At 39.5% G+C, this 22,780-nt stretch carries 13 protein-coding genes and 5 pseudogenes; 2 read left to right on the top strand and 16 right to left on the bottom strand.

What is annotated here, in order from left to right; all coding sequences use genetic code 11:
• Nucleotides 1–56: 56 nt before the first annotated feature.
• The 6 genes and pseudogenes from galU to rppH all read right to left on the bottom strand — a co-directional run bounded on the left by galU (nt 57) and on the right by rppH (nt 6,547).
• Nucleotides 57–935, bottom strand: a complete 879-nt coding sequence (galU, locus tag P4S65_RS08630; protein WP_007377510.1) for a UTP--glucose-1-phosphate uridylyltransferase GalU — start codon at nt 933–935, stop codon at nt 57–59.
• A gap of 21 nt (nt 936–956) precedes the next feature.
• The gene (locus P4S65_RS08625; protein WP_007377511.1) at nt 957–1,808 is read right to left on the bottom strand and encodes a thymidylate synthase; all 852 of its coding nucleotides are present in this window, start codon (nt 1,806–1,808) and stop codon (nt 957–959) included.
• A 10-nt stretch (nt 1,809–1,818) separates the two neighbouring features.
• Nucleotides 1,819–2,622 (bottom strand): prolipoprotein diacylglyceryl transferase, encoded by an 804-nt coding sequence (gene lgt / locus P4S65_RS08620; RefSeq protein ID WP_007377512.1) that lies wholly within the window; start codon nt 2,620–2,622, stop codon nt 1,819–1,821.
• Nucleotides 2,623–2,634: 12 nt separating this feature from the next.
• On the bottom strand, nt 2,635–3,444 hold the full coding sequence (locus tag P4S65_RS08615; protein WP_337119960.1) for a sulfite exporter TauE/SafE family protein: 810 nt from the start codon (nt 3,442–3,444) through the stop codon (nt 2,635–2,637).
• Between the two features lie 90 nt (nt 3,445–3,534).
• Nucleotides 3,535–5,798: pseudogene (gene ptsP / locus P4S65_RS08610) on the bottom strand (phosphoenolpyruvate--protein phosphotransferase).
• 230 nt (nt 5,799–6,028) lie between these two features.
• The gene (gene rppH / locus P4S65_RS08605; RefSeq protein WP_002958704.1) at nt 6,029–6,547 is read right to left on the bottom strand and encodes an RNA pyrophosphohydrolase; all 519 of its coding nucleotides are present in this window, start codon (nt 6,545–6,547) and stop codon (nt 6,029–6,031) included.
• Nucleotides 6,548–6,973: 426 nt separating this feature from the next.
• Here rppH and mutH point away from each other — a divergent pair, with 426 nt between their 5' ends.
• The gene (gene mutH, locus P4S65_RS08600) at nt 6,974–7,645 is read left to right on the top strand and encodes a DNA mismatch repair endonuclease MutH (protein WP_007377516.1); all 672 of its coding nucleotides are present in this window, start codon (nt 6,974–6,976) and stop codon (nt 7,643–7,645) included.
• A 534-nt stretch (nt 7,646–8,179) separates the two neighbouring features.
• Here the strand turns inward: mutH and eno are convergent.
• From eno to rlmD, 5 genes and pseudogenes are all read right to left on the bottom strand, one after another.
• Nucleotides 8,180–9,478 (bottom strand): phosphopyruvate hydratase, encoded by a 1,299-nt coding sequence (gene eno, locus P4S65_RS08595; RefSeq protein ID WP_007377517.1) that lies wholly within the window; start codon nt 9,476–9,478, stop codon nt 8,180–8,182.
• A 276-nt stretch (nt 9,479–9,754) separates the two neighbouring features.
• Nucleotides 9,755–11,389: a CTP synthase gene (locus tag P4S65_RS08590; RefSeq protein ID WP_033015319.1), complete on the bottom strand. Its 1,635-nt coding sequence runs from the start codon at nt 11,387–11,389 to the stop codon at nt 9,755–9,757.
• Between the two features lie 154 nt (nt 11,390–11,543).
• Nucleotides 11,544–12,338: a nucleoside triphosphate pyrophosphohydrolase gene (gene mazG, locus P4S65_RS08585; RefSeq protein WP_008134813.1), complete on the bottom strand. Its 795-nt coding sequence runs from the start codon at nt 12,336–12,338 to the stop codon at nt 11,544–11,546.
• A 2-nt stretch (nt 12,339–12,340) separates the two neighbouring features.
• Complete coding sequence (relA, locus tag P4S65_RS08580; RefSeq protein ID WP_008134814.1) at nt 12,341–14,497, bottom strand: GTP diphosphokinase; 2,157 nt, start codon at nt 14,495–14,497, stop codon at nt 12,341–12,343.
• Between the two features lie 8 nt (nt 14,498–14,505).
• A pseudogene (gene rlmD / locus P4S65_RS08575) lies at nt 14,506–15,830 on the bottom strand (23S rRNA (uracil(1939)-C(5))-methyltransferase RlmD).
• A gap of 124 nt (nt 15,831–15,954) precedes the next feature.
• On the opposite strand from rlmD, the pseudogene barA reads away from it, so the two are divergent.
• A pseudogene (barA, locus tag P4S65_RS08570) lies at nt 15,955–18,740 on the top strand (two-component sensor histidine kinase BarA).
• Nucleotides 18,741–18,767: 27 nt separating this feature from the next.
• Here the strand turns inward: barA and pdxJ are convergent.
• The 5 genes and pseudogenes from pdxJ to lepB form a co-directional block, all read right to left on the bottom strand.
• Nucleotides 18,768–19,499: a pyridoxine 5'-phosphate synthase gene (gene pdxJ / locus P4S65_RS08565; RefSeq protein WP_007377524.1), complete on the bottom strand. Its 732-nt coding sequence runs from the start codon at nt 19,497–19,499 to the stop codon at nt 18,768–18,770.
• Nucleotides 19,500–19,521: 22 nt separating this feature from the next.
• A pseudogene (recO, locus tag P4S65_RS08560) lies at nt 19,522–20,213 on the bottom strand (DNA repair protein RecO).
• Nucleotides 20,214–20,233: 20 nt separating this feature from the next.
• The gene (gene era, locus P4S65_RS08555; RefSeq protein ID WP_007377526.1) at nt 20,234–21,166 is read right to left on the bottom strand and encodes a GTPase Era; all 933 of its coding nucleotides are present in this window, start codon (nt 21,164–21,166) and stop codon (nt 20,234–20,236) included.
• Nucleotides 21,156–21,833, bottom strand: a complete 678-nt coding sequence (gene rnc / locus P4S65_RS08550) for a ribonuclease III (protein ID WP_007377527.1) — start codon at nt 21,831–21,833, stop codon at nt 21,156–21,158. Before rnc ends, era begins: the two co-directional genes overlap by 11 nt.
• A 2-nt stretch (nt 21,834–21,835) precedes the next feature.
• Nucleotides 21,836–22,772 (bottom strand): annotated as a pseudogene (gene lepB / locus P4S65_RS08545) (signal peptidase I).
• Between the last annotated feature and the right edge of the window lie 8 nt (nt 22,773–22,780).

Genomic DNA, 22,780 nt, shown 5'->3' with positions numbered 1-22,780 from the left:
AACATTAAAAAAGGCGCCATGTTGGCGCCTTTTTATTATTAACGTTATCTTTTAAATTAAATCAACGCTTTAATAAATGCTTTTAGTTCATCTGCAAATTCATCACGGCGTAGGGCAAATTCAATAGTCGCTTTTAAATAACCAACTTTACTTCCACAGTCGTGGCTACGGCCTTTTATAGCGTATGCATCTACTTTTTCGTGCTCCATAAGCATCGCAATTGCATCTGTTAACTGAATTTCATCGCCTGCTCCTTGCGGAGTTTTTGCAAGTAAAGGCCAGATATTTTCACTTAACACATAACGACCCACTACCGCTAAGTTTGATGGTGCTTCGTCTACAGGTGGTTTTTCTACCATATTCATAATTGGCGAGCTTTCGCCCTGCTTTAACTCAACGTCACCTAAATCAACTACACCAAATTGGTTTACTTGTGCCATTGGTACTGGCTCTACCATAATTTGGCTGTGCTTGGTTTCGTTAAAGTGTGCGATCATTTCTGCTAAGTTATCTTTTTTAAGATCGCTCTCTACATCATCAATAATTACGTCTGGTAAAATAACTACGAATGGTTCGTTACCAATAATCGGGGCCGCGCAGCTAATAGCATGCCCTAGGCCTTTGGCTTCACCTTGGCGTACGTGAATAATGGTTACGTCTTTAGGGCAAATAGCTTGCACTTCGGCAAGTAATTGCCGCTTAACACGCTTCTCTAAAGTAGCTTCTAGTTCAAAACTGGTGTCGAAGTGATTTTCGATTGAGTTTTTACTTGAATGCGTTACTAGCACTATCTCTTTAATACCGGCAGCAACTGCTTCATTAACTACGTATTGAATTAAAGGACGGTCTACCACTGGCAGCATTTCTTTAGGAATTGCTTTTGTTGCTGGTAACATGCGAGTACCAAGGCCCGCTACGGGGATCACTGCTTTCATTATGTTTTCCTTAATCTTTTATTATACTGAAAATGGATATTGAATCGCTTCGTGGCATTGATAGCCTGTTACTTCGAAATCGTCTCGTGTTACCCACGTTTCTATATCTTCTAACGATTTAATTTTTGGATTAATTTTTAATTGAGGCGATGCAAATGGCTGACGTGTTAACTGCACATCTCGCATCAACTCAAGTTGGTTTTCATAAATATGTGCATTGGCAATTTTATGGTATGCCTTACCCGCTTTATGACCAGTAATTTGAGCTACTAGCGCCAATAATACAAAGCATTGTATTTGATTAAAGTTCAAGCCAAGCGGCACATCACAACTGCGCTGATAAGACGTTAAATATAAGGTATCGCCAAGCAACGAAAAGGTGTGCGTATGCATACACGGGCGCAAACAACCAAGCTCAAATTCGCCTGGGTTATAAAACGTGATTATCTCACCACGGTCATCAATGCCATTTTTTAGGTTATTAATAACTTTAGCGAGCTGATCAAGTGTTGAACCATCTGGGCGTTGCCAACCACGCCCTTGTACGCCGTAAACGCGTCCCATGTCGTCCTCACCTTTACGGTTAGGATTATTAAGCCATGCGTTATTATCGTTCGCATTAGCATCCCATGTTTTACAGCCAATATCACGAAACTGCCCAGCACTGTCGTAACCACGTAAGTAACCTAGTAATTCAGCAATCGCTGCTTTGTAGTAACTTTTTCGTGTGGTGATCATCGGAAACTGATTATTAGCTACATCGTATTCTAAATCAGCATTAATTACAGTTAAACAACGCGTGCCTGTACGTTTGTTTTCTACCCACTGCCCTTCGTCAACAATACGCTGACATAACTTTAAATATTGTTTCATGTTTTTTGTATTATGCCTTAGCTGTTGTAACGTGTTGTGGTTGCTTATAAGCCCAAATTAATAACCCTAATCCGCCTACTATCATAGGAAGCGAAAGTATTTGCCCCATTGAAATAAAGTCGGCAAATAAACCGAGTTGTGCATCTGGTTGGCGGAAGTATTCAATACAGAACCTAAACACGCCATAACCTAATAAAAACACACCGGCAACGCTGCCTGCCGGACGAGGCTTTTTAATAAACCATTGCAAGATTAAAAAAAGCACTAAGCCTTCAAAAAATGCTTCGTATAATTGCGATGGGTGACGCGCAAGCGGCCCGCCCGTTGGAAATACCATTGCCCATGGCACGTCGGTAACTCGGCCCCATAACTCACCGTTTATAAAGTTACCAATACGTCCGGCTAAAAGCCCTACAGGAACCAATGGTGCAACAAAGTCGCCTACTTGAAGAAGCGATTTTTTGCGCGTCCACGAAAAAATTGCTACGGCGGTTATAACGCCAAGTGTTCCACCATGAAACGACATGCCGCCCTGATCTATTCTAAATAAATACAGTGGGTTTTCTATAAAGTAACTAAACTGGTAAAACAATACGTAGCCAATACGCCCGCCTAGTATTACCCCTAACATGCCGTAAAACAGTAAATCGCTAACTTGATCTTTAGTCCAACCAGAGTTTGGTTTTGACGCTTGACGATTTGCAAACCACATCGCAAATGCAAAACCTATTAAATACATTAAGCCGTACCAACGTACGCTAAGTGGCCCAACTGAAAAAATTATTGGATCGATTTGAGGAAACTCAAGTGCCATAAAAATAAACCTTTAGCTAAAAACCATTTTAATTGCGATAACTACAAGCAGCACCGCGAAAACTTTCTTAATTGTATTAACAGGTAAATAATGAGTTGCTTTAGCACCAATAGGTGCAACAAACCACGACGTTAATACAATACCAAATAACGCAGGAAGATACACAAATCCTGCAAAACCATGTTCTAAATCAGTCACGTGCCAGCCGGCACTGACATAGCCAACAGAGCCAAATAATGCAATAACAATTCCGCAGGCTGCGGCACAACCAATTGCTTTTTTTATATCAATCGAAAAATAATTAAGCATAGGGACTATTAATGCGCCGCCACCAATACCTATTAAACCTGATAACCCGCCCATTATTGCCGAAATCCCGCCTAAAATAGGGCCTGCTGGTAACGGTTTTTCTGACATTGGTTTATTACGAGTTGAGAGCACCATTCTCCCTGCTATAAATACAACACTTACAGCAAACACAGTGCGCAATATTTGCTCTGGAATAAGGCTTGCTGCAAAGCCGCTAATAAGCGCGCCTAAAGCCACACCCGACATAACCCAAGGCGCAATTGCCCAAGGCACATTATCATTTTTATGATGAGCCAACGCTGAAGAGGTGGAGGTAAATAAAATAGAAGCAAGTGACGTTGCAATAGCAATCACTAATACATGATCTGCTGAGGTTACATTAAATGACAGCAGTAACGCACTGAGTACTGGAACAATAATTAAACCGCCGCCAATGCCTAGTAAACCCGCTAAAAACCCGACAATACAGCCTAGTAGTGCGCAGCTTGCGACTAACAAACCTAAGTCATACATAGTAATCTCAAATACCCTTTGGAGACTTATATATTAAAGGATTATAAAACTAATAGCATCTTCGTATTTAAATTAATTCGACGCACTTAGTTATTTTGGCGTGTAAAACAAGTCACCTAAGTGATGTTCTAACATAAAATTACGTGTTAAACGCAGTACTTGCTTTGCAGTCGACTGCGCCAAACATGCAGTTAGTAATTGTTCCATATCACTTACACTTAAACGTCTAAGTACCCACTTAACTTTATTAAGTGATGATAGATTCATGCTTAAACGTCTGTATCCCATAGCAATAAGGAGTATTGCACCTTCAGGATCGCCGCCTAACTCTCCACATAAACTAAAAGGTAACTCATACTGTTCGCACTCGCAGGCTATTTTATTAAGCACTCTAAGTACGCCAGGGTGATAGGGATTAAACAACTCAGCAACTCGGGCATTTGCTCTATCTACCGCTAATAAATACTGCGTTAAATCGTTACTGCCTACGGAGCAAAAATCAACTTTTTTAGACCACTCTGGCAGCATAAATACGCTTGATGGCACTTCAAGCATAATACCTATATCGGGTCTTTCTATTTGTTGTTCTGGGTATTTTTCACTTAGCTCAAAATAAGCCTGCTCAAACAATGCGAGTGACTCGTCTACTTCTTCGGTTCCGCTGATCATTGGCAGCATTATTTTTAAATTACCTAAACCTATATTGGCTTTAAGCATGGCTTTGAGTTGATCTAAAAACAATTCAGGGTGATCAAGGCTGATACGAATACCACGCCAACCTAAAAATGGGTTTTCTTCGGTTATGTTAAAGTAGTCAAGAACCTTATCGCCACCTATGTCTAATGTTCGCATAACCACAGGATTGGGATGATAGCTAGTTAGTACTTCTCGATACCAATTTTCTTGCTCTGATTGCGAAGGAAACTGACCTTTTTGCATAAACCACGCTTCGGTTCGATAAAGCCCTACACCGTCACAAATATGTGAACTACTTTGCTCGGTATTAAGCTCAAGGCCTGCGTTCAATAATAAGCTAACATGCTCACCGTCAAGCGTAATTGATTCTGAGTCTTGCTCCGCTAAAAAGCGATTATTAAGTAGATTATCTTGATGCTGTAATTCGGTGTATTCATCCATTAACATTTGCGATGGCGATATGTATAAACGCCCTGCAAATGCATCTAAAATCATTGATTTACCGTCAAACTGCAATAAAGGTAAATCCTCTATACCCCAAATAGCAGGAATACCCATTGCACGCGTTAATATAGACGCGTGACTATTTGCAGAGCCATTTACACTTACGACACCGGTTAAATGCCCTTTTGGTACTTCTGCAAGCATTGCTGGTGTTAACGTATTGGCAATCAAAATTGTATTGGGTGGGTAATTTTTAACAGCATGTTCGGTATTTACAAGATGATGCAGTACCCGCAAGCCAATGTCTTTAACATCAACGGCGCGCTCTTTTATGTAAGGGTCTTGCATGGCATTAAATTGAGATATTAAACGCTCTATTACAATTTTTAATGCACTTTTAGCACACCAGCCTTCTTGTAATTGCATTTCTACATTGTGGCCTAAACTTTTTGCATCAAGCAGCTGTTGGTAAACATCAAATACAGCAAGAGCTTCGTGCGGAATAGAATCACTTAGCGTCATCGAAAGGGTACTAAATTCTTTACGTGTTGCAGCTACGGCTTGTGTAAACAAACGGCGCTGCTCTGTTGTATCATGATCTTTTTTGAGTTCAATCGATTTAAAATCAAGTTTAGGCAAAAGTACAAATGCCTGTCCAATACCGATGCCCGGCGCACTCGATACGCCTTTTAATACCGATGTTTGATGAGATGATTCATCTTGGCGCAAAACTTCTTTAATTTCGGCATGTGCTAACTGTGAAGCCAGTTGAGCAGAAAGCGTAATTAAAAATGACTCTTCATCTTGACTGAATACACGCGCCATTTTTTGTTGAACAACAATAACACCCAGTACTTTTTTTGATGAACAACGGGTACAGATAAAAAAGCGTTGTAGCCTTCTTCATTTACTTCAGGGGAGAGCTTAAAACGCGGATGCGATTTAGCAAATGCAATATTAATAGGTTCTTCGCGTTGCGCTACTAGGCCAACTAAACCTTCGGTAAAACCAATTCTAAACTTACCTACCGCATCGGGGTTTAGTCCTTCGGTTGCCATAAGTACAAAATTGTCTTGGCTGTAATCTGCAAAATAAATGGAGCAGCACTGGGTTTTCATGGCATCTTTCACCATTTGCACAAAGCACACTAATGCGCTGTCTAAATTCGCTTGTCGCGATACAGACTCCGCAATAGATCTCAGTGTAGCCAGCATACCCTGCTCCTTTATTTTATACTTAACCTGAACTCTGGTTAAGAGATTTACTAACGTATTGAATCATGGTGATATTTAACTTTATTTTCTCTAGCCAGAGATTTTCAGTGAAAACAAGGCGAACTTAACGCGTCAATAGCTTGCCTATTTTAAGTAAATTCAACGCAGTGAACGCTGAAAATAGCTGCTCGAGATAGATTTATTATCCAGAGTCCAGGTTACTTAGTTAACTACCTTTTACTTCGCCAATGATCTTTATGTTGTTCTCTCTTATTAAAAGGCATGGCGAAAGGAGCAAACTCTTTCATTACTCGTCGATAAACATCCCGTTTAAACGATACAACCTGTCTTACAGGATACCAATAACTTACCCAGCGCCAATCATCAAATTCAGGATGATGGGTTTTAAGTAAATTTACATCTTCGTCTTTACAGCGTAATTTTAGTAAAAACCATTTTTGTTTTTGCCCAATACACACCGGACTAGAGTCTCGGCGGATTAATCGTTTGGGTAATTTATAGCGTAACCAATGTTTTGAGCTTGCGACTATTTCTACATCTTCTGGTCGCAGCCCTACTTCCTCGTGTAACTCGCGGTACATGGTTTGTTCTGCTGTCTCACCATCATCAACACCACCTTGGGGAAATTGCCAAGAATGTTGACCATAGCGTCTGGCCCAAAACACCTGTCCCTGATTATTGCAAATTACAATTCCGACATTGGCACGAAAACCTTCGGCATCAATCACCTTAGTGCCTCATTTGTAAGTCGATTTTTTATGATTGTTCCACATAACCCGCAATACGGCAAATACTATTACGAGTTTTACTCTGCTTACCCACAGCTTGTGCATAACTTTTGTAAAACACGCTCATTTTGCAAACAAATCCACAATATGAGATCTAAAAACTGACTTTCTCCACAGAATCTGTGGATAAACTTGTTCATACATCTGTATTTATCCCTGCAACTCTAATCTCACTTAATTAAAGCTGAACTATAAAACACAAAATTACAAAGCAGTTCAGTTACTTAAGTTAATTCGCTCACTTTTTAGCGTGTGTAAAATTACAGCAAACACCTCATGTACAAAAAACACACAAACGCAAAGATATCCACGGCTTAGCTGATTTGCTATCATGACAAGGTGATTTATTCAACTCAAATTAGTGATATGCGACCAACAAAACCACATTCAATTAATGACCTAATAAAGCGGGTTGATAATATTGCAGGCCTGACACTTGGCCAATTAGCCAATGAGTATAACTTTAAAACGCCTGACGATTTACTGCGAGAAAAAGGCTGGACGGGACAATTAATAGAATACGTTTTAGGTGCAACTGCAGGCTCTAAACCACTACCCGATTTTGAAGATTTAGGCATAGAGCTAAAAACACTCCCTATTTCTTATAAAGGGAAACCACTGGAAACAACATTTGTATCTGTAACGCCACTAATGAACGTGACGGGGATGACGTGGCATACCAGCAGCGTTCGCAAAAAGCTTAATCACGTTTTATGGCTACCTATTTTAAGCGAGCGTGATATTGCTCCATTTGATAGAACAATCGGCAGTGGCTTTTTATGGCAACCCACACCTGAGCAGGACGCTTTATTACAGCGCGACTGGGAAGAGCAAATGGAGTTAATTGCACTTGGCCGAATTGACGAAATATCGGGCCATTTAGGCGATGCAATGCAAATACGCCCAAAAGCGGCCCATAGCAAAATAGTCACTGATGCCATTGGCCCTAATGGGCAAATAATAAAAACCCTGCCCCGTGGCTTTTATCTAAAAACCAGCTTTACTGGCGAGATTTTAAAACAGCAATTTCAGCTTTGAGTGCTCTGTAAAGTAGTAAGATTTAAACAAAGAGTTATTATTTGTGAATCTTCCTTTTCGCACTGCGTGCGCGCGTCAGCAAGCTTAACGTCTACGATTTGTACTCATCTTTTTGAGTAAAAGCTGTAGGTGTTAAAAGATTTCTGCATTTACGAGAGTTTTATAATCTTAAATTAAAAGACAGTAATTTGAGAGTTAAATAAATAGTTTATATTTTTGTGGATATCCCTTTTGCACTGCGTGCGCGTCAGCAAGCTTAACGCCTATAACTTATTTTCATCTCTTTGAAAAAAGTATCAGGCATAAAAAATCCCCGCTTGTGCGAGGATTTTATCATCTAAAATTAAATATTAGATTCTATATAAAATAGAATTATACCAATCTGCTTATATATGGGGTCTATTTAACGTTAAGAAAATTACGCTAGAACTAGGCAAAAATTTTTGTATCTAGTTGTTCTAAATAAAAAATTTTTAACGACGTTATAGTGCAATTTAATTCGTTAAATTGATCAAAGATTTATGCAGGTTGGTATTACTGACCTTTAACTTCTTTAAGACCGTTGTACGGTGCTTTATCGCCTAATTGCTCTTCAATACGTAGCAATTGGTTGTACTTTGCAACACGGTCAGAACGGCTCAATGAACCTGTTTTAATTTGACCTGCAGCAGTACCCACTGCTAAATCAGCAATTGTTGAATCTTCAGTTTCACCAGAACGGTGAGAAATAACAACAGTGAAACCAGCGTCTTTAGCCATTTTAATTGCTGCTAACGTTTCAGTTAAAGAACCGATTTGGTTAAACTTAATTAAGATTGAGTTAGCAATACCGTTGTCGATACCACGTTTTAAAATCTTAGTATTTGTTACGAATAAATCATCACCTACTAATTGGATTTTATCACCCATTAGCTTAGTTTGATGTGCAAAGCCATCCCAATCAGACTCATCGAGACCATCTTCGATAGAAACGATTGGGTACTGTTCAGTAAGATCTTGTAAGAAGAAGTTAAATTCTTCAGAAGTGAATTTTTTACCTTCACCCTTAAGGTCGTAGATGTTTGCTTCTTTGTCGTAAAACTCAGATGCTGCACAATCCATCGCTAAAGTAATATCTTTACCTAGCTCGTAACCTGCGTTTGCGACAGCTACTTTGATTGCAGCAAGAGCCGCTTCGTTAGATGCAAGGTTAGGCGCAAAACCACCTTCATCGCCAACTGCTGTTGAATGGCCATCAGCTTTAAGTACTTTAGCAAGGCTATGAAATACTTCAGCGCCCATACGTAGACCTTCGCGGAAGTTAGTAGCGCCAACAGGTTGGATCATAAACTCTTGGATGTCTACAGAGTTATCTGCATGCTCGCCACCATTGATGATGTTCATCATTGGAAGTGGCATTGAATAAACACCCGGCGTGCCGTTTAAGTCAGCAATATGTTCATAAAGCTCAACCTTTTTAGATTGTGCAGCTGCTTTTGCTGTTGCTAGTGATACAGCTAAGATTGCATTGGCACCTAGTTTTTCTTTATTTTCGGTACCATCTAAATCTAGCATTACTTTATCAACAGTACTTTGCTCTAATGCATTTTGACCAGCTAAAGCGTCAGCAATTTCTTTGTTGATATAACCAACAGCTTTTAATACGCCTTTACCTAAATAACGCGTTTTGTCACCATCACGTAACTCTAATGCTTCGCGAGTACCTGTAGATGCACCAGAAGGTGCTGCAGCACGGCCCCATGAACCATCAGCTAAATGTACATCAGCTTCAACAGTTGGGTTACCACGCGAGTCCATAATTTCGCGACCTATTACTTTTACGATTTTTGACATCTTGATTCCTCTATATTCCCAAAATGGTGAGTTCGACTAACTTTACTACGTTTTATATAGTTTATACCAATTGCATTAAATTAGTGAGCTATTATAGCGCTAAGAAAATAGCTCAATAACAAGGCAGAAATTATGACATATAGTTGTTCTATATGAGTAATTTTTAACGCAGTGAGTGAGTTATTTAATGCGATACAATGCTCATGTTTTTAATAAAATGGGTATTAGTCAGCCCTTAAAACAAAAAAGCCGTGCAATATGCACGGCCTTTTTAAATTACGATGACGCTTTTTGGTGGATATGAGCGGCTGCTACAAACCCTTCAAATAGCGGGTGACCATCACGTGGTGTTGACGTGAATTCCGGGTGGAACTGCGCGGCAATAAACCAAGGGTGATCTTTATTTTCGATAATTTCTACCAGTTTTTTATCTTCTGATAAACCGGTAAAGCTTAAACCTGCTTTTTCTAATTGCTCTACAAAGTTGTTGTTAACTTCGTAGCGATGGCGATGACGCTCAACAATTTCATCACTACCGTATACTTCATGTACTTTAGAGCCCGGTGTTAAATGACATTTTTGAGCGCCTAAACGCATTGTGCCACCTAAATCAGATTCAGCATCACGCGTTTCAACATTACCTTCTGCATCTAGCCATTCAGTAATTAAACCAACAACAGGTGCTGCAGATTTTGCATTAAACTCGGTTGAGTTTGCATCACTAAGGCCTGCAACATTTCGTGCATATTCAATAAGCGCTACTTGCATACCTAAACAAATACCTAAGTAAGGCACTTTATTTTCACGCGCATATTTAGCCGCTAATATTTTACCTTCAACACCACGACCGCCAAAGCCGCCTGGCACTAAAATAGCATCTAAATGCGAGAGTAACTCAACACCTTTACTTTCAAGATCTTGTGAATCTACGTATTCGATATTAATTGTTAAACGGTTTTTAAGGCCCGCATGCTTTAATGCTTCGTTAACCGATTTGTACGCATCTGGTAATTCAATGTATTTACCAACCATACCAATTGTCACTTCACCTGTTGGGTTAGACTCTTGATAAAGTACTTGTTCCCACTCAGCTAAATCAGCTTCTGGTGGATCTAAGTGAAAACGACGACATACAAAATTATCTAATTCTTGCGACTTTAATAATGCTGGAATTTTATAGATGCTGTCTACATCTGGTAGTGAAATAACCGCTTTTTCTTCTACGTTTGTAAATAATGAGATTTTTGCACGCTCATTATTTGGTAGTTTACGGTCAGAACGACAAATAAGAATATCTGGTTGAATACCGACTGAGCGTAACTCTTTAACAGAGTGCTGAGTTGGTTTAGTTTTCACTTCACCGGCAGGGCCTAAGAATGGCACTAACGTTAAGTGAATAAATAGCGCGCGTTCGCGACCAATTTCAGTTCCCATCTGACGAATTGCTTCAATAAACGGTTGTGATTCTATATCACCTACTGTGCCGCCAATTTCTACAATAGCAATATCATAACCTTCAGCACCGTCGTATACACGTTGCTTAATATCGTTAGTGATATGTGGAATAACCTGAATAGTTGCACCTAGGTATTCACCACGGCGCTCACGACGTAATACGTCTTCGTATACACGGCCTTGTGTGAAGTTATTACGACTAGTCATTTTGGTACGAATAAAACGCTCATAGTGACCTAAATCAAGGTCAGTTTCTGCGCCGTCTTCTGTAACGTATACTTCACCGTGTTGAATTGGGCTCATTGTGCCTGGGTCAACGTTGATGTAAGGATCCAGCTTTAAAATGGTAACATTTAAACCACGGGCTTCTAAAATAGCTGCCAACGATGCTGCTGCAATACCTTTACCCAACGAAGAAACAACTCCGCCAGTAACGAAGATAAATTTTGTACTCATGCGAACCCTAGAATATCAGGAATTAAAAGGAATATAACACCCAAAGAAGAGCCTAAGGGTATATCATCAAGACGGGGCGAAATTGTACCAAAACACGGCTTATCAATCCAGCTAAAAATAGCAAATGTGCGCACAAAAAACGTGCATAATTTAATTACAATTTTTTAATCGCATCCCATGCGCGATCCATTTCTTCAAAGGTGGCAGTATCTAAACTTTTGCCTTGTGCGTTTAAATACTCTTGGACTTTTTCAAAGCGCGTTGAAAACTTATCATTGGCACTGCGAAGAAGTTGCTCAGGGTCGCGTTTTACATGGCGTACTACATTCACGGTTGCAAAAAGTAAGTCGCCAAGTTCTTCTGCGGTATGATCCGACAAAGGGTCCTGTTCAATCGCTTCTTTTACTTCAAGCACTTCTTCGCTCACTTTATCAAGAGCACCATGATACGTTGGCCAATCAAAACCAAGAGAAGCCACGCGTTGTTGGATTTTTTTAGCTTTGCTTAAACTTGGCATATTTGCAGGAATATCTTGCCAAAAGGAAGGTGATTCGCTTTTTGCTCTGGTACTGCGTTCTTGCGCTTTTATTGCTTGCCACTGCTGCGATAATTGCTCAGCAGTGAGTACTTTTTTATCGGCAAATACATGTGGATGACGACGGATCAATTTGCTGTTTAATTGCTCAACTACATCATTAAAATCAAATAGGTTTTGCTCTTGAGCTAGTTGGGCATAAAACACGATTTGAAATAACAAATCACCGAGCTCACCTTTAAGCTCACCTAAGTTGCCTGACTCAATACAGTCAGCAACTTCGTATGCTTCTTCTAATGTATGCGGCACAATAGATTTAAAATCTTGCTTGAGATCCCACGGACAACCGCCCTTGGGATCTCGCAGTGTGTTCATTATGCTAAGAAGTTGTGTAAGCGCTGCATTATCATTCATGGTTAATGACCACGCTTGGCATCGTGTACACCTTCAATTTGGTGTAACTTAGAAAGAACACGGTTAGTACCCGATAAGTCATGTACTTCTATTTGCATTGTGAACACTGCTAACTGATTATCTTCAACCGTATTTACATTCATATTAAGTACGTTGACTTTTTCGTTAGCAAGTACTGAGCTTATATCGCGTATTAGCCCTGAACGATCGGTTGCTTCTATTTTAATACTTAGTGCATATGAACCACTAATATCGTCTGACCAACTCACTGCAATAACACGCTCTGGGTGTTGTGCCTTAAGGTGGTTAAATGAGTCACAATCTTCACGATGCACCGCAATACCACGCCCTTGCGTAATATAGCCGATAATTTCATCGCCAGGTACAGGGCGGCAACATTTTGCAACATGGCTCATTAAACTACCAACGCCATCAACTACAATGCCGTTTTTATCACCCGTTACTTTACTGGGTGCTTTAATACGAATTACCGGTTCGTCTTCTGTGCGGTCGGTAACAAAATTTAGCATTTGATTGAGGCGTACATCACCCGCACCAATGGCAACCATTAAATCGTCAAGCTCTTTAAAGTTAAACCGCTTTATTGCTGGCTCTAGAGCTTTATAGCTTAAACCTAATTTTTGCAGTTCATTATCAAGTATTTCTTTACCAGCACTTAAGTTTTTGTCGCGATCAAGTTGCTTAAACCAATGATGTATTTTAGCTCTTGCACGCGATGACTTAATGTAACCTAGTGACGGGTTTAACCAATCTCTACTCGGATTAGGTTGCTTTTGTGTCAGTATTTCTACTTGATCCCCAGTTGTAAGTTGATGCGTAAACGGCACTATTTTGCCAAATACTTTTGCACCAATACAGCGGTGGCCAACGTTCGAATGAATATAATAAGCAAAATCAAGCGGTGTAGCGCCAAGTGGCAAATCAATAATATCACCACTGGGTGTAAATATGTATACGCGGTCTTCAACCACCTGATTTTTAAGCTCTTCAGCTAAATCGCCGCCATCAACTACTTCTTCTTGCCATTGCAGTAATTTACGTAGCCAGCTAATTTTTTGCTCATAACCCGAGCCGCGCCCTGGTAATGCGCCTTCTTTATATATCCAATGCGCTGCCACACCCAGCTCTGCATCTTGGTGCATATCTTGGGTACGTATTTGAATTTCTACAGTTTTACCTTCAGGGCCAAATACCACGGTATGAATAGACTGATAGCCGTTTTGTTTCGGCGTCGCGACGTAATCGTCAAACTCTTTATTAAGATGACGCCAATTGGTATGCACAATACCCAACGCACCGTAGCAGTCTTGCAAGCGCTCAACCACAATACGCATAGCACGAATATCAAACAGTTGATCAAATTCGTAGTTTTTTTGCGCCATTTTTTTATAAATACTGTAAATGTGTTTAGGTCGACCGTAAACTTCAGCCTCTATGCCTGCTTCACTCAAACGGCTTTTGACTTGCTCCACCATATCTTCCATATAAGCTTCGCGTGCTAAACGTTTATCATCGAGTTGCTTAGCAATATTTTTGTAAATATCAGGACGAAGATACCTAAACGATAAATCTTCAAGCTCCCACTTTAATTGCCCAATACCGAGTCGATTAGCTAGTGGGGCAAAAATATCGGCAGTTTCTTTTGCAGCAATAACGCGATCTTCTTCGCCAGCATCTTTTACGTTACGTAAATGGCAAACCTGCTCAGCTAACTTGATAACCACTGCACGGACATCTTCAACCATGGTTAACAGCATTTTTCGAATGTTATCGACTTGCACCGTGCCTTTGCCTTGATGCGATAAAGTGCTAATAGTCGCCATTTGCGCAACGCCTGTTAGCAGTATGGCCACATTGCTACCTAGCTGCTCTTCGATCACTTCTAAAGGCACTAAGCCATCTAAAAAATATGGGGTTAAATACGCCGTCGCTAACGATTCAGCATCAAGATTTAACTCAACTAAAATCTCAACCATTTCAATGGCTGTATTTTGTCGACTCTGACTATTACTGTTAACACACAGTGCTTGCGCTTGATTAAGCATCTCCGCCTTTTCAGCACAAAGTTTGAGTACTTTAAGACGAGTCGCAAAATCACCTGTTTCAACTTGCTGATGTGATTGACGTGTAGCTACCATAATGCGCTTTACCTCCGTTGAAATAACGCCATAGTTTCGATATGTCCTGTATGAGGAAACATATTCATTAGCCCTATTTTATTAAGCTCAAAGCCTGCTTGCGAAATAATAGCGCTGTCACGGGCTAAAGTAACAGGGTCGCAAGAGACATATAAAATTGTTTTAAACTGCTTTAAAGGTAGTTGCTCTAAAACAGCCATTGCACCAGTACGAGATGGGTCTAACACTAATACATCTAAATCTTTACTAAACCACGGCGCATTTTGTATTTTTTGCGTTAAATCAAAGCAATAAAACTCGGCATTGGTAATAGAGTTAGTTTGCGCATTTTGAGCCGCCATTGCAACCGCTGAAGTAACACCTTCTACGCCAATAACTGTTTTTGCTTGTTTTGCCAACACGAGTGAAAAGTTACCAATGCCGCAAAATAAATCTAATACGCTTTCATCGCCATTTAAATTAAGCCAGTCTGCGGATTGCTTTAGCATAGCTTGATTAACTTGCGCGTTTACTTGGATAAAATTACCTAAACCAAATTCAAACTTAAGATCAAATTCTTTTAAATAATAATACGGCATCGCAAAGTGTGAATGTTCAATCACGTCACTTTCACTTTGCCATACAATCTCATATTTATGACTTGCAGTAGCCTGCTCGACTAATATTTTAAACTCGTCGGGGATTGTTTTTGTATGACGAATAACAACAAAGCTGTGCTCGTCGCTTTCACACAATTGCAAATGACTGATACTGTGCAGCGACTTATGTTGATTAATTAAACTATCAAAAAGTGTAAATACATCTGCGAATGCTTCACTCAATACTGCACACTGGTTAATACTAACAATATTTTTAGAACCACTCGCCCTATAACCCACGCGTATTTTTTTAGCCGCTTTATCAAACATAACAGCAATACGGGCGCTGCGCCTGTAATGCGTTGACTTGCTTAATAATGGCGCCTCCCAATTTAAGTTTTTTTGTTTGGCGAACTTTTCAAATAACTGGTTAACCGCCGTTTGTTTTTCAATGACTTGTTGGCTTGTCTCTAAATGCTGTAATTGACAGCCACCGCAGTGATTATAATGTTCACAAAAAGGGGTTACGCGTGCATCACTTGCTTTAATAATCTTTTGCGTTGCCGCGCTACTGTAGCGGGCTTTATCATCGATTATTGTTGCTTTAACTTGTTCGTTAGGTAAAGCACCACTAACAAAACACACTTTATTATTATGCTTAGCTATACCACGCCCTTGATGATCCATTGCTGTTATATCAAGTACCACTGACTTTTTTGTAGCGGCTGTTTTTTAGCTTTAAAAATTTGTGCCATTTGGCATTACCTTAAATAATTATTGGTTAAAACAATTGATCTTCAACGATGGTAGATGCTTTGAGAATAGGTGTTGATCCGTATATACTCAAAGGATACTAATAATGATAAAAATGCTTCCATTATGACCAAATTAGGCTTACGCGATTCTGTTTTAACACTGACCCTGATCCCGACGGTGATCATTGGATTGTTACTTGGTGGGTATTTTACAATAAATCGTTACATTGAGCTTGATGAAATTTTATATCAACAAGGGACTACTATTTCAGAGCCTTTAGCAATTGCGCTTGAACAACCACTACAAGAAAAAAACAAACAACTACTTAATCGACTAATTAGCTATACCCATAATAAGCACTCACCCACAGTAAAATCGATTGCCATTTTTGATGATAATAATCAGCTCATCATGACCAGTAATTATCATCGCTCTTTTGATAAGTTAATTAATCAAAAAGCAATGCAAAACTTAAATACTACTCAAGTGCAAAAGTCAGATGAACTCGTCACGTTTTTTACCCCCATTTTCAATCACACTAGCCAAGATTTGAAATGGGAACCGAGTCAATTACAATCACCTTTAGGCACGGTTATTTTACAGCTAAATAAAGATCAAGCTGTAATAGGCCAACAACGTGCGCTATTAATAAGCGGTATTGTTATTATTCTATCTTTGGTGTTTGCCGCTATTTTAGCATTAAGACTTAGTCGTATGTTTATGACGCCGCTTAATAAACTCGTACTTGCCACCGACAAGTTGGTTGAAGGAAAAAGAAATACGGGACTAACTGATACCATGATCGGTGAGTTTGAACTATTGCGGGAAGGTTTAAATACGATAGCCCATACAATGGTAATGCAAAAAGATGAAATGCAAAAAAACATCGATCAAGCAACCAGTGATTATCGTGAAACATTAGAGCAGTACGAAACTCAAAATATCCAGCTCACGATGGCAAAAAAGAAGCGCAAGATGCCAACAGAGTTAAGTCTGATTTTTTAGCTAAAATGAGTCACGAACTACGTACCCCTTTAAATGGGGTGATTGGTTTTACACGACAACTTTATAAAACACCGCTAAATAAACACCAAAAAGACTATTTAGACACAATTGAACTTTCTGCAAATAGCCTGATGACGATTATTAGTGATATTTTAGATTTTTCTAAATTAGAAGCCGGTGCAATGGAACTTGAATCAATTCAGTTTCAACTTAGGGATGCCATAAACGAAGTAATGACATTGCTCGCTCCGAGTGCTCATGATAAGCAACTTGAATTATCTATTTATATTAATCAACAAGTCCCTGATGACTTAACTGGCGATCCAACTCGTTTTAAACAAATACTTATAAACTTATTAAGTAACGCTATAAAATTTACTGAAAAAGGCTCTATAAAAGTAGATGTAAGTTACCGATTACTTGATGAAGAGCGTGCTTCTCTATTAGTCTCAGTAACTGATACGGGTGTTGGTATTCCTATGAATAAACAAGACTCACTGTTTACCCCATTTGGCCAAGCTGATTCGAGTATTACTCGAAAATTCGGTGGCACGGGCTTGGGGCTTATCATTACCAAACATATTGTTGAAGCAATGAATGGCCGAATAACACTCAACTCAGCACCTGGTAACGGCACGTGCTTCACATTCAACAGTATATTTAGATTACCGAATCACGTATTTACCAACGATTTACCGAGTAAATCTCTCATTGGTAAACGTATTTTATATTTAGAACCGCATGAGCATACTCATCACGCTGTTCTATCGTTATTAACACAGTGGCAAACATCAGTTACAGCCTGCTTTAACGAAACCAGTTTTTTAGACGCTATAACAAATAAAGAGCATAAATACGATATTTGCTTAATAGGTCACATGGCTTCTGTTGATGATATGCAGCAATTAAAAAGCTATGTAAAATCAGTTCGCGAATCGACTGACTACTTATATTTAATGTTAAATACAGTTTCGCACAATATGCGAGAAGCGTTTATAGGCAGTGGTGCTGATGCGTGTTTAAGTAAACCACTTAACCACCGAAAACTGTGTGAAGTACTTGCAGCACCATACAGACTAGACCACCCTGTTCATAATATTGAGCAGAATGAACACCAGTTACTTCCACTTAAAGTACTTGTCGTTGATGATAACGATGCTAATTTAAAGCTTCTCCATACTTTATTAAGTGAACAGATTGAAGTAATAGAAACCGCTCATAATGGCTCACAGGCTTATAGTTTAAGTAAAAGCCATAAATATGATGTCATCTTTATGGATATACAAATGCCAATTATGGACGGTATTACTGCATGTAAACTTATTCAAGAGTCATCTCTAAACGAAGATACACCAATCATTGCAGTGACTGCTCATGCACTGAATAGCGAAAAAGAGCAGCTACTTAAAGATGGCTTTAAAGGTTACCTAACCAAGCCTATTGATGAAGACATGTTGAAACAGATAATCAGCGAACATAGCCCGCAGACACCTGTTAATCGTGATAAAACAAAAAATGAAGTACCACAAAGCCCTGCTCCTTTCGAAAGTAATCGTATAGATTGGGCATTAGCACTGCAACGTGCTGGTGGTAAAAATGAGCTTGCTCTTGAAATGCTCAACATGCTGTTATCAAGCATACCTGAAACACTTAGCTTACTTGCAAAAGCAATTGATGATACCAGTTGTAAACAAGTGCTAAGCATTGTCCACAAGTTCCATGGAGCGTGTTGTTACACAGGTGTACCAAGACTTAAGTCATTGGCAGAGACCATCGAAACATCACTTAAGAGCGAATGTATACTTGAGAGTATAGAACCAGAGCTTTTTGAGCTACAAGATGAACTTGAAAGCTTACTTCTCGATTCAAAATCAGCTGAAAAATCTGAAATTGACACGCTATAATAAGCGTGTCTTTTTAACTAAAATAACTTAAGTTCGTGCTTCAAGCATTAGGCGTTTCATATCGCGGACTGCTTTTTCCAATCCATCAATCGCGGCGCGAGCAATGATAGCATGACCTATATTAAGCTCGTAAATTTCTGGCATTGCTGCAATCGGTTTTACATTATGATAATGAAGTCCATGTCCCGCGTTAACAATCAGCCCCAAACTCGCTGCGTATTTAACACCTTCACGAATGTGCTCTAACTCTTTGTGTAAATCGGTATCATTTGTTGCATCAGCATACGCGCCAGTGTGTATCTCTACATAAGGAGCACCACATTCTTTGGCTGCATCTAATTGCACTTTATCTGCATCAATAAATAACGATACTTTAATGCCTGCGTCAGTAAGCGTTTTTGTTGCGGCTTTAATTTTATCTATATTACCCGCTACATCTAAGCCACCTTCGGTTGTTAATTCTTCGCGCTTTTCAGGTACTAAACACACGTACTCAGGTTTTACTTCAAGCGCTATTTTTATCATTTCATCGGTAACAGCTGTTTCAAGATTCATGCGTGTTTGAATCGTTTTAGCCATCACGTAAACGTCGCGGTCTTGAATATGGCGACGATCTTCACGTAAGTGAATTGTAATGCCGTCGGCGCCTGCGTGCTCAGCAACACTGGCTGCATGAGCAGGGTCTGGATATGTAGTTCCACGCGCTTGGCGAAGCGTTGCAATATGATCAACGTTTACACCCAAAAGAATATCTTTCATTATTTTACCTGTAAAATTACGATTATTGAGAAGCACTAAAAAGCTCACGGCTCTTTAATGGCTTATTACCTAACAAAGGCTTTAATAAATATCGACTTAATTGTTTTGCCATATATAACACATCAGTTTGGCTAAAGTCATGATTTGCTATCGCATTTAGTTGTAAACCGCTAAAGCCAGAACGCGTATCTTCTTGCACTAAAAAACCAAACTCAGGAAAGTAACTATACGTTTGCGTCTCGTCTATTGGTTCACCACTGGCATCAAAACTAAAATCGACGCCATAGCCAAGTAGCTCTAATAATTGAAACTCGTATGAGCGAAGTACAGCTTGTAAATTAGCCCCACTGTTTAGGTTTTCTAAATGCGTTTTATAAAGATGAAAAACCTGTTCTATAGGTTCATTAATAGGCACTATTCGGTTAGTTAATTCATTTAAATAAAAGCCACAATAAAGCTCATCACCTTTTAAAAAAGTGGTGTGCCATGTAGCTCAAACTTATTGATGTATTTTAGATCGTATTTACCACTGTAATGGACAAGTAGTGGTTGAAAAGGTTGTAACTGAGCTTTATGTTTAGTGGCCTGCCGGCCACTAATGCGTGCAATCATTCTAAGTTGCCCAACGCCTTCTACAAGCATATCAAGCATTACTTGTGAGTCACTGTAAGGACGTCGATGCAATAAATAAGCAGTGTAGAAGTCGCTATCCATAGATAATACTAATTATTGGTTTAGTCTTCACCATAACCTAAGCTTCGTAGTGCTCGTTCATCATCAGCCCAACCAGATTTAACTTTCACCCAAAGCTCTAAAAATACTTTGTTATCAAGCATTTCCTCTATGTCTTTACGGGCTTCACGGCCAATGGTTTTTAGCTTTTCGCCTTTATTACCAATAACCATGCGTTTTTGTGTTTCGCGCTCAACAAGAATTAATCCGTTGATATGCCAAATACCGTTGTCTTGCCATTTAAACTGTTCAATTTCAACAGTAACAGAATACGGTAATTCTTCACCCATGAAGCGCATTAATTTTTCACGGATAACTTCAGCCGCCATAAAACGCATTGAGCGGTCTGTGACGTAATCTTCAGGGAAGTAAAACTCACACGGTTGTAAGCGCTTAGTTACTTCAGCTTTGATTAAGTCTATATTTTTTCCCTGTTTTGCAGACACTGGCATAATACCAACAAAATCAAACTTATCGCCTAACCACTTCATATGAGGCAATACAAGATCGCGGTCTTTAACTTGGTCTATTTTATTAATAACCAATAATACCGGCTTACCACTTTGCGATACTTTGTTCAGTACCATGTCGTCATCAGCATTCCAGTGAGTGCCTTCAACTACAAATATAATAAGCTCTACATCACCGATTGAGCTAGACGCTGCACGGTTCATTAAGCGGTTAATAGCACGCTTTTCTTCAACGTGTAGCCCTGGCGTATCGATGTAAACAGCTTGATGTTTACCTTCGGTATGAATACCCATAATACGATGGCGCGTTGTTTGTGGTTTACGTGAGGTAATACTTACTTTTTGCTCAATGATCTCATTGAGTAAAGTCGATTTACCAACATTTGGACGTCCTACAATTGCGACCATGCCACAAAACGTATCTACATCACCTTCACGAGGCTGTATTAGGGTATCAAGATTCATTTTTAATTATCTTCAATGCTTTTTCGGCAGCTTTTTGTTCAGCCTTGCGGCGTGAGCTACCAACAGAAATTATGCTATCCATTCCATCAACAATACATTCAACCGTGAATGTTTGATTATGTGCCTGGCCTTTAGTATCAACCACAGTGTAACCTGGAAGAGGCAACTTACGGCCTTGTAGATGCTCTTGCAGCAGGGTCTTCGGATCTTTTTGATTAAGCCCTGGTGAAATAGCATCCAAGCGAGATTCATACCACGCTAATATAAGCTCGCCACAGCGGTCGATACCTGAATCTAAAAATGCAGCACCAATAATTGCTTCTACTGCATCGGCAAGCGTTGACTCACGACGGAATCCGCCACTTTTAAGCTCACCCGGACCTAAGCGTAAATAATCGCCCAAGCCAAATTCAAGACCAAACTCGGCAAGAGTTTGACCTCGTACAAGTGTTGAGCGCATACGGCTTAAATCACCTTCACGCGCTTTAGGGAATTTGGCATAAAGTGCATTAGCAATCACAAAGCTCAAAATAGAGTCACCTAAAAATTCTAGTCGCTCATTATGTTGACCTTTGTGGCTGCGGTGCGTCATTGCCTGCTCAAGTAAACCTTGATCAGTAAATACATAGCCAATTTTGTCATATAATTCTGTTACATTTTTTTTCATTGTTACTGAATATTACCTAGGCGCTCAAAGCGAACACCAGTTGGAACCCATCCTGGTAAAATATCATCAGGGCCATTCTCAAATTCAAAACTCATCCATATAAAGACAGCTTTACCCACCAAGTTTTCTTTTGGTACAAAGCCCCAAAAGCGACCATCTTGGCTGTTGTCGCGGTTATCACCCATCATAAAATAATGATCAGCAGGAACAGTCCATTCATCAGAAGGCGTGCCCGGTTGCTGGTAATAACGCCCTTTTCTTTCAGGCGCTTGTGGGTTGATTAAAATATCATGCGTAACTGTTGTTAAATTTTCATTTACGCGAGCTAGAGGCATTGGGCCTTGTTTAAATTCGTTATCATTAATTAATTTAAAATCAATTTTATTGAATTCATTACATAAAAGCTCACCCTGCTGGGTTTCGCCTTCTTTACAATTTGGCTGAATATATAAACGTTTATCACGATAAACAACTTTATCGCCAGGTAAACCTATTGTACGTTTAATATAGTCAACTTTTTCATCTAACGGGTATTTAAAAACAACAATATCACCACGTTCAGGTTCACCCATATCAACTAATTGGGTACGCCAAACAGGGTCTTTTATTCCATATGAGTACTTTTGCACTAAAATAAAATCACCAACTAGCAGCGTAGGCATCATTGAACCCGATGGAATTTGAAACGGTTCAAAGATAAATGATCTAAAAATAGTAATCGCAGCAATCATCGGAAAAATCGACTTTGCCGTTTCTGTTATTACTGGCTCTGGTGCTATTAATGCAGCTGTTTCGTCATCTAACGGCGCACCTGCAGACTTTTGCGCTATATCTAAAAACGCCTGCCTTTTAGGTGCATACAGTAAGTGATCTCATTAACCATATTAAGCCTGAGCCCAAAGTTAATAGCACCAATAAAACTGAAAAATAACCAGCCATTTATAATC

This window comes from Pseudoalteromonas sp. B131b (assembly GCF_037162545.1).
GTDB lineage: Bacteria > Pseudomonadota > Gammaproteobacteria > Enterobacterales > Alteromonadaceae > Pseudoalteromonas > Pseudoalteromonas fuliginea.
This window is presented reverse-complemented; position numbering and strand designations above follow the sequence as displayed.

Excerpts from the sequence above, each read along its gene's own strand:
- mazG (WP_008134813.1), bottom strand. The coding sequence starts at position 12,338 with ATGAATGATAATGCAGCGCTTACACAACTTCTTAGCATAATGAACACA.
- rnc (WP_007377527.1), bottom strand. The coding sequence starts at position 21,833 with ATGAAAAAAAATGTAACAGAATTATATGACAAAATTGGCTATGTATTT.
- era (WP_007377526.1), bottom strand. The coding sequence starts at position 21,166 with ATGAATCTTGATACCCTAATACAGCCTCGTGAAGGTGATGTAGATACG.
- P4S65_RS08625 (WP_007377511.1), bottom strand. The coding sequence starts at position 1,808 with ATGAAACAATATTTAAAGTTATGTCAGCGTATTGTTGACGAAGGGCAG.
- pdxJ (WP_007377524.1), bottom strand. The coding sequence starts at position 19,499 with ATGAAAGATATTCTTTTGGGTGTAAACGTTGATCATATTGCAACGCTT.
- P4S65_RS08615 (WP_337119960.1), bottom strand. The coding sequence starts at position 3,444 with ATGTATGACTTAGGTTTGTTAGTCGCAAGCTGCGCACTACTAGGCTGT.
- galU (WP_007377510.1), bottom strand. The coding sequence starts at position 935 with ATGAAAGCAGTGATCCCCGTAGCGGGCCTTGGTACTCGCATGTTACCA.
- relA (WP_008134814.1), bottom strand. The coding sequence starts at position 14,497 with ATGGTAGCTACACGTCAATCACATCAGCAAGTTGAAACAGGTGATTTT.
- P4S65_RS08590 (WP_033015319.1), bottom strand. The coding sequence starts at position 11,389 with ATGAGTACAAAATTTATCTTCGTTACTGGCGGAGTTGTTTCTTCGTTG.
- mutH (WP_007377516.1), top strand. The coding sequence starts at position 6,974 with ATGCGACCAACAAAACCACATTCAATTAATGACCTAATAAAGCGGGTT.
- eno (WP_007377517.1), bottom strand. The coding sequence starts at position 9,478 with ATGTCAAAAATCGTAAAAGTAATAGGTCGCGAAATTATGGACTCGCGT.
- lgt (WP_007377512.1), bottom strand. The coding sequence starts at position 2,622 with ATGGCACTTGAGTTTCCTCAAATCGATCCAATAATTTTTTCAGTTGGG.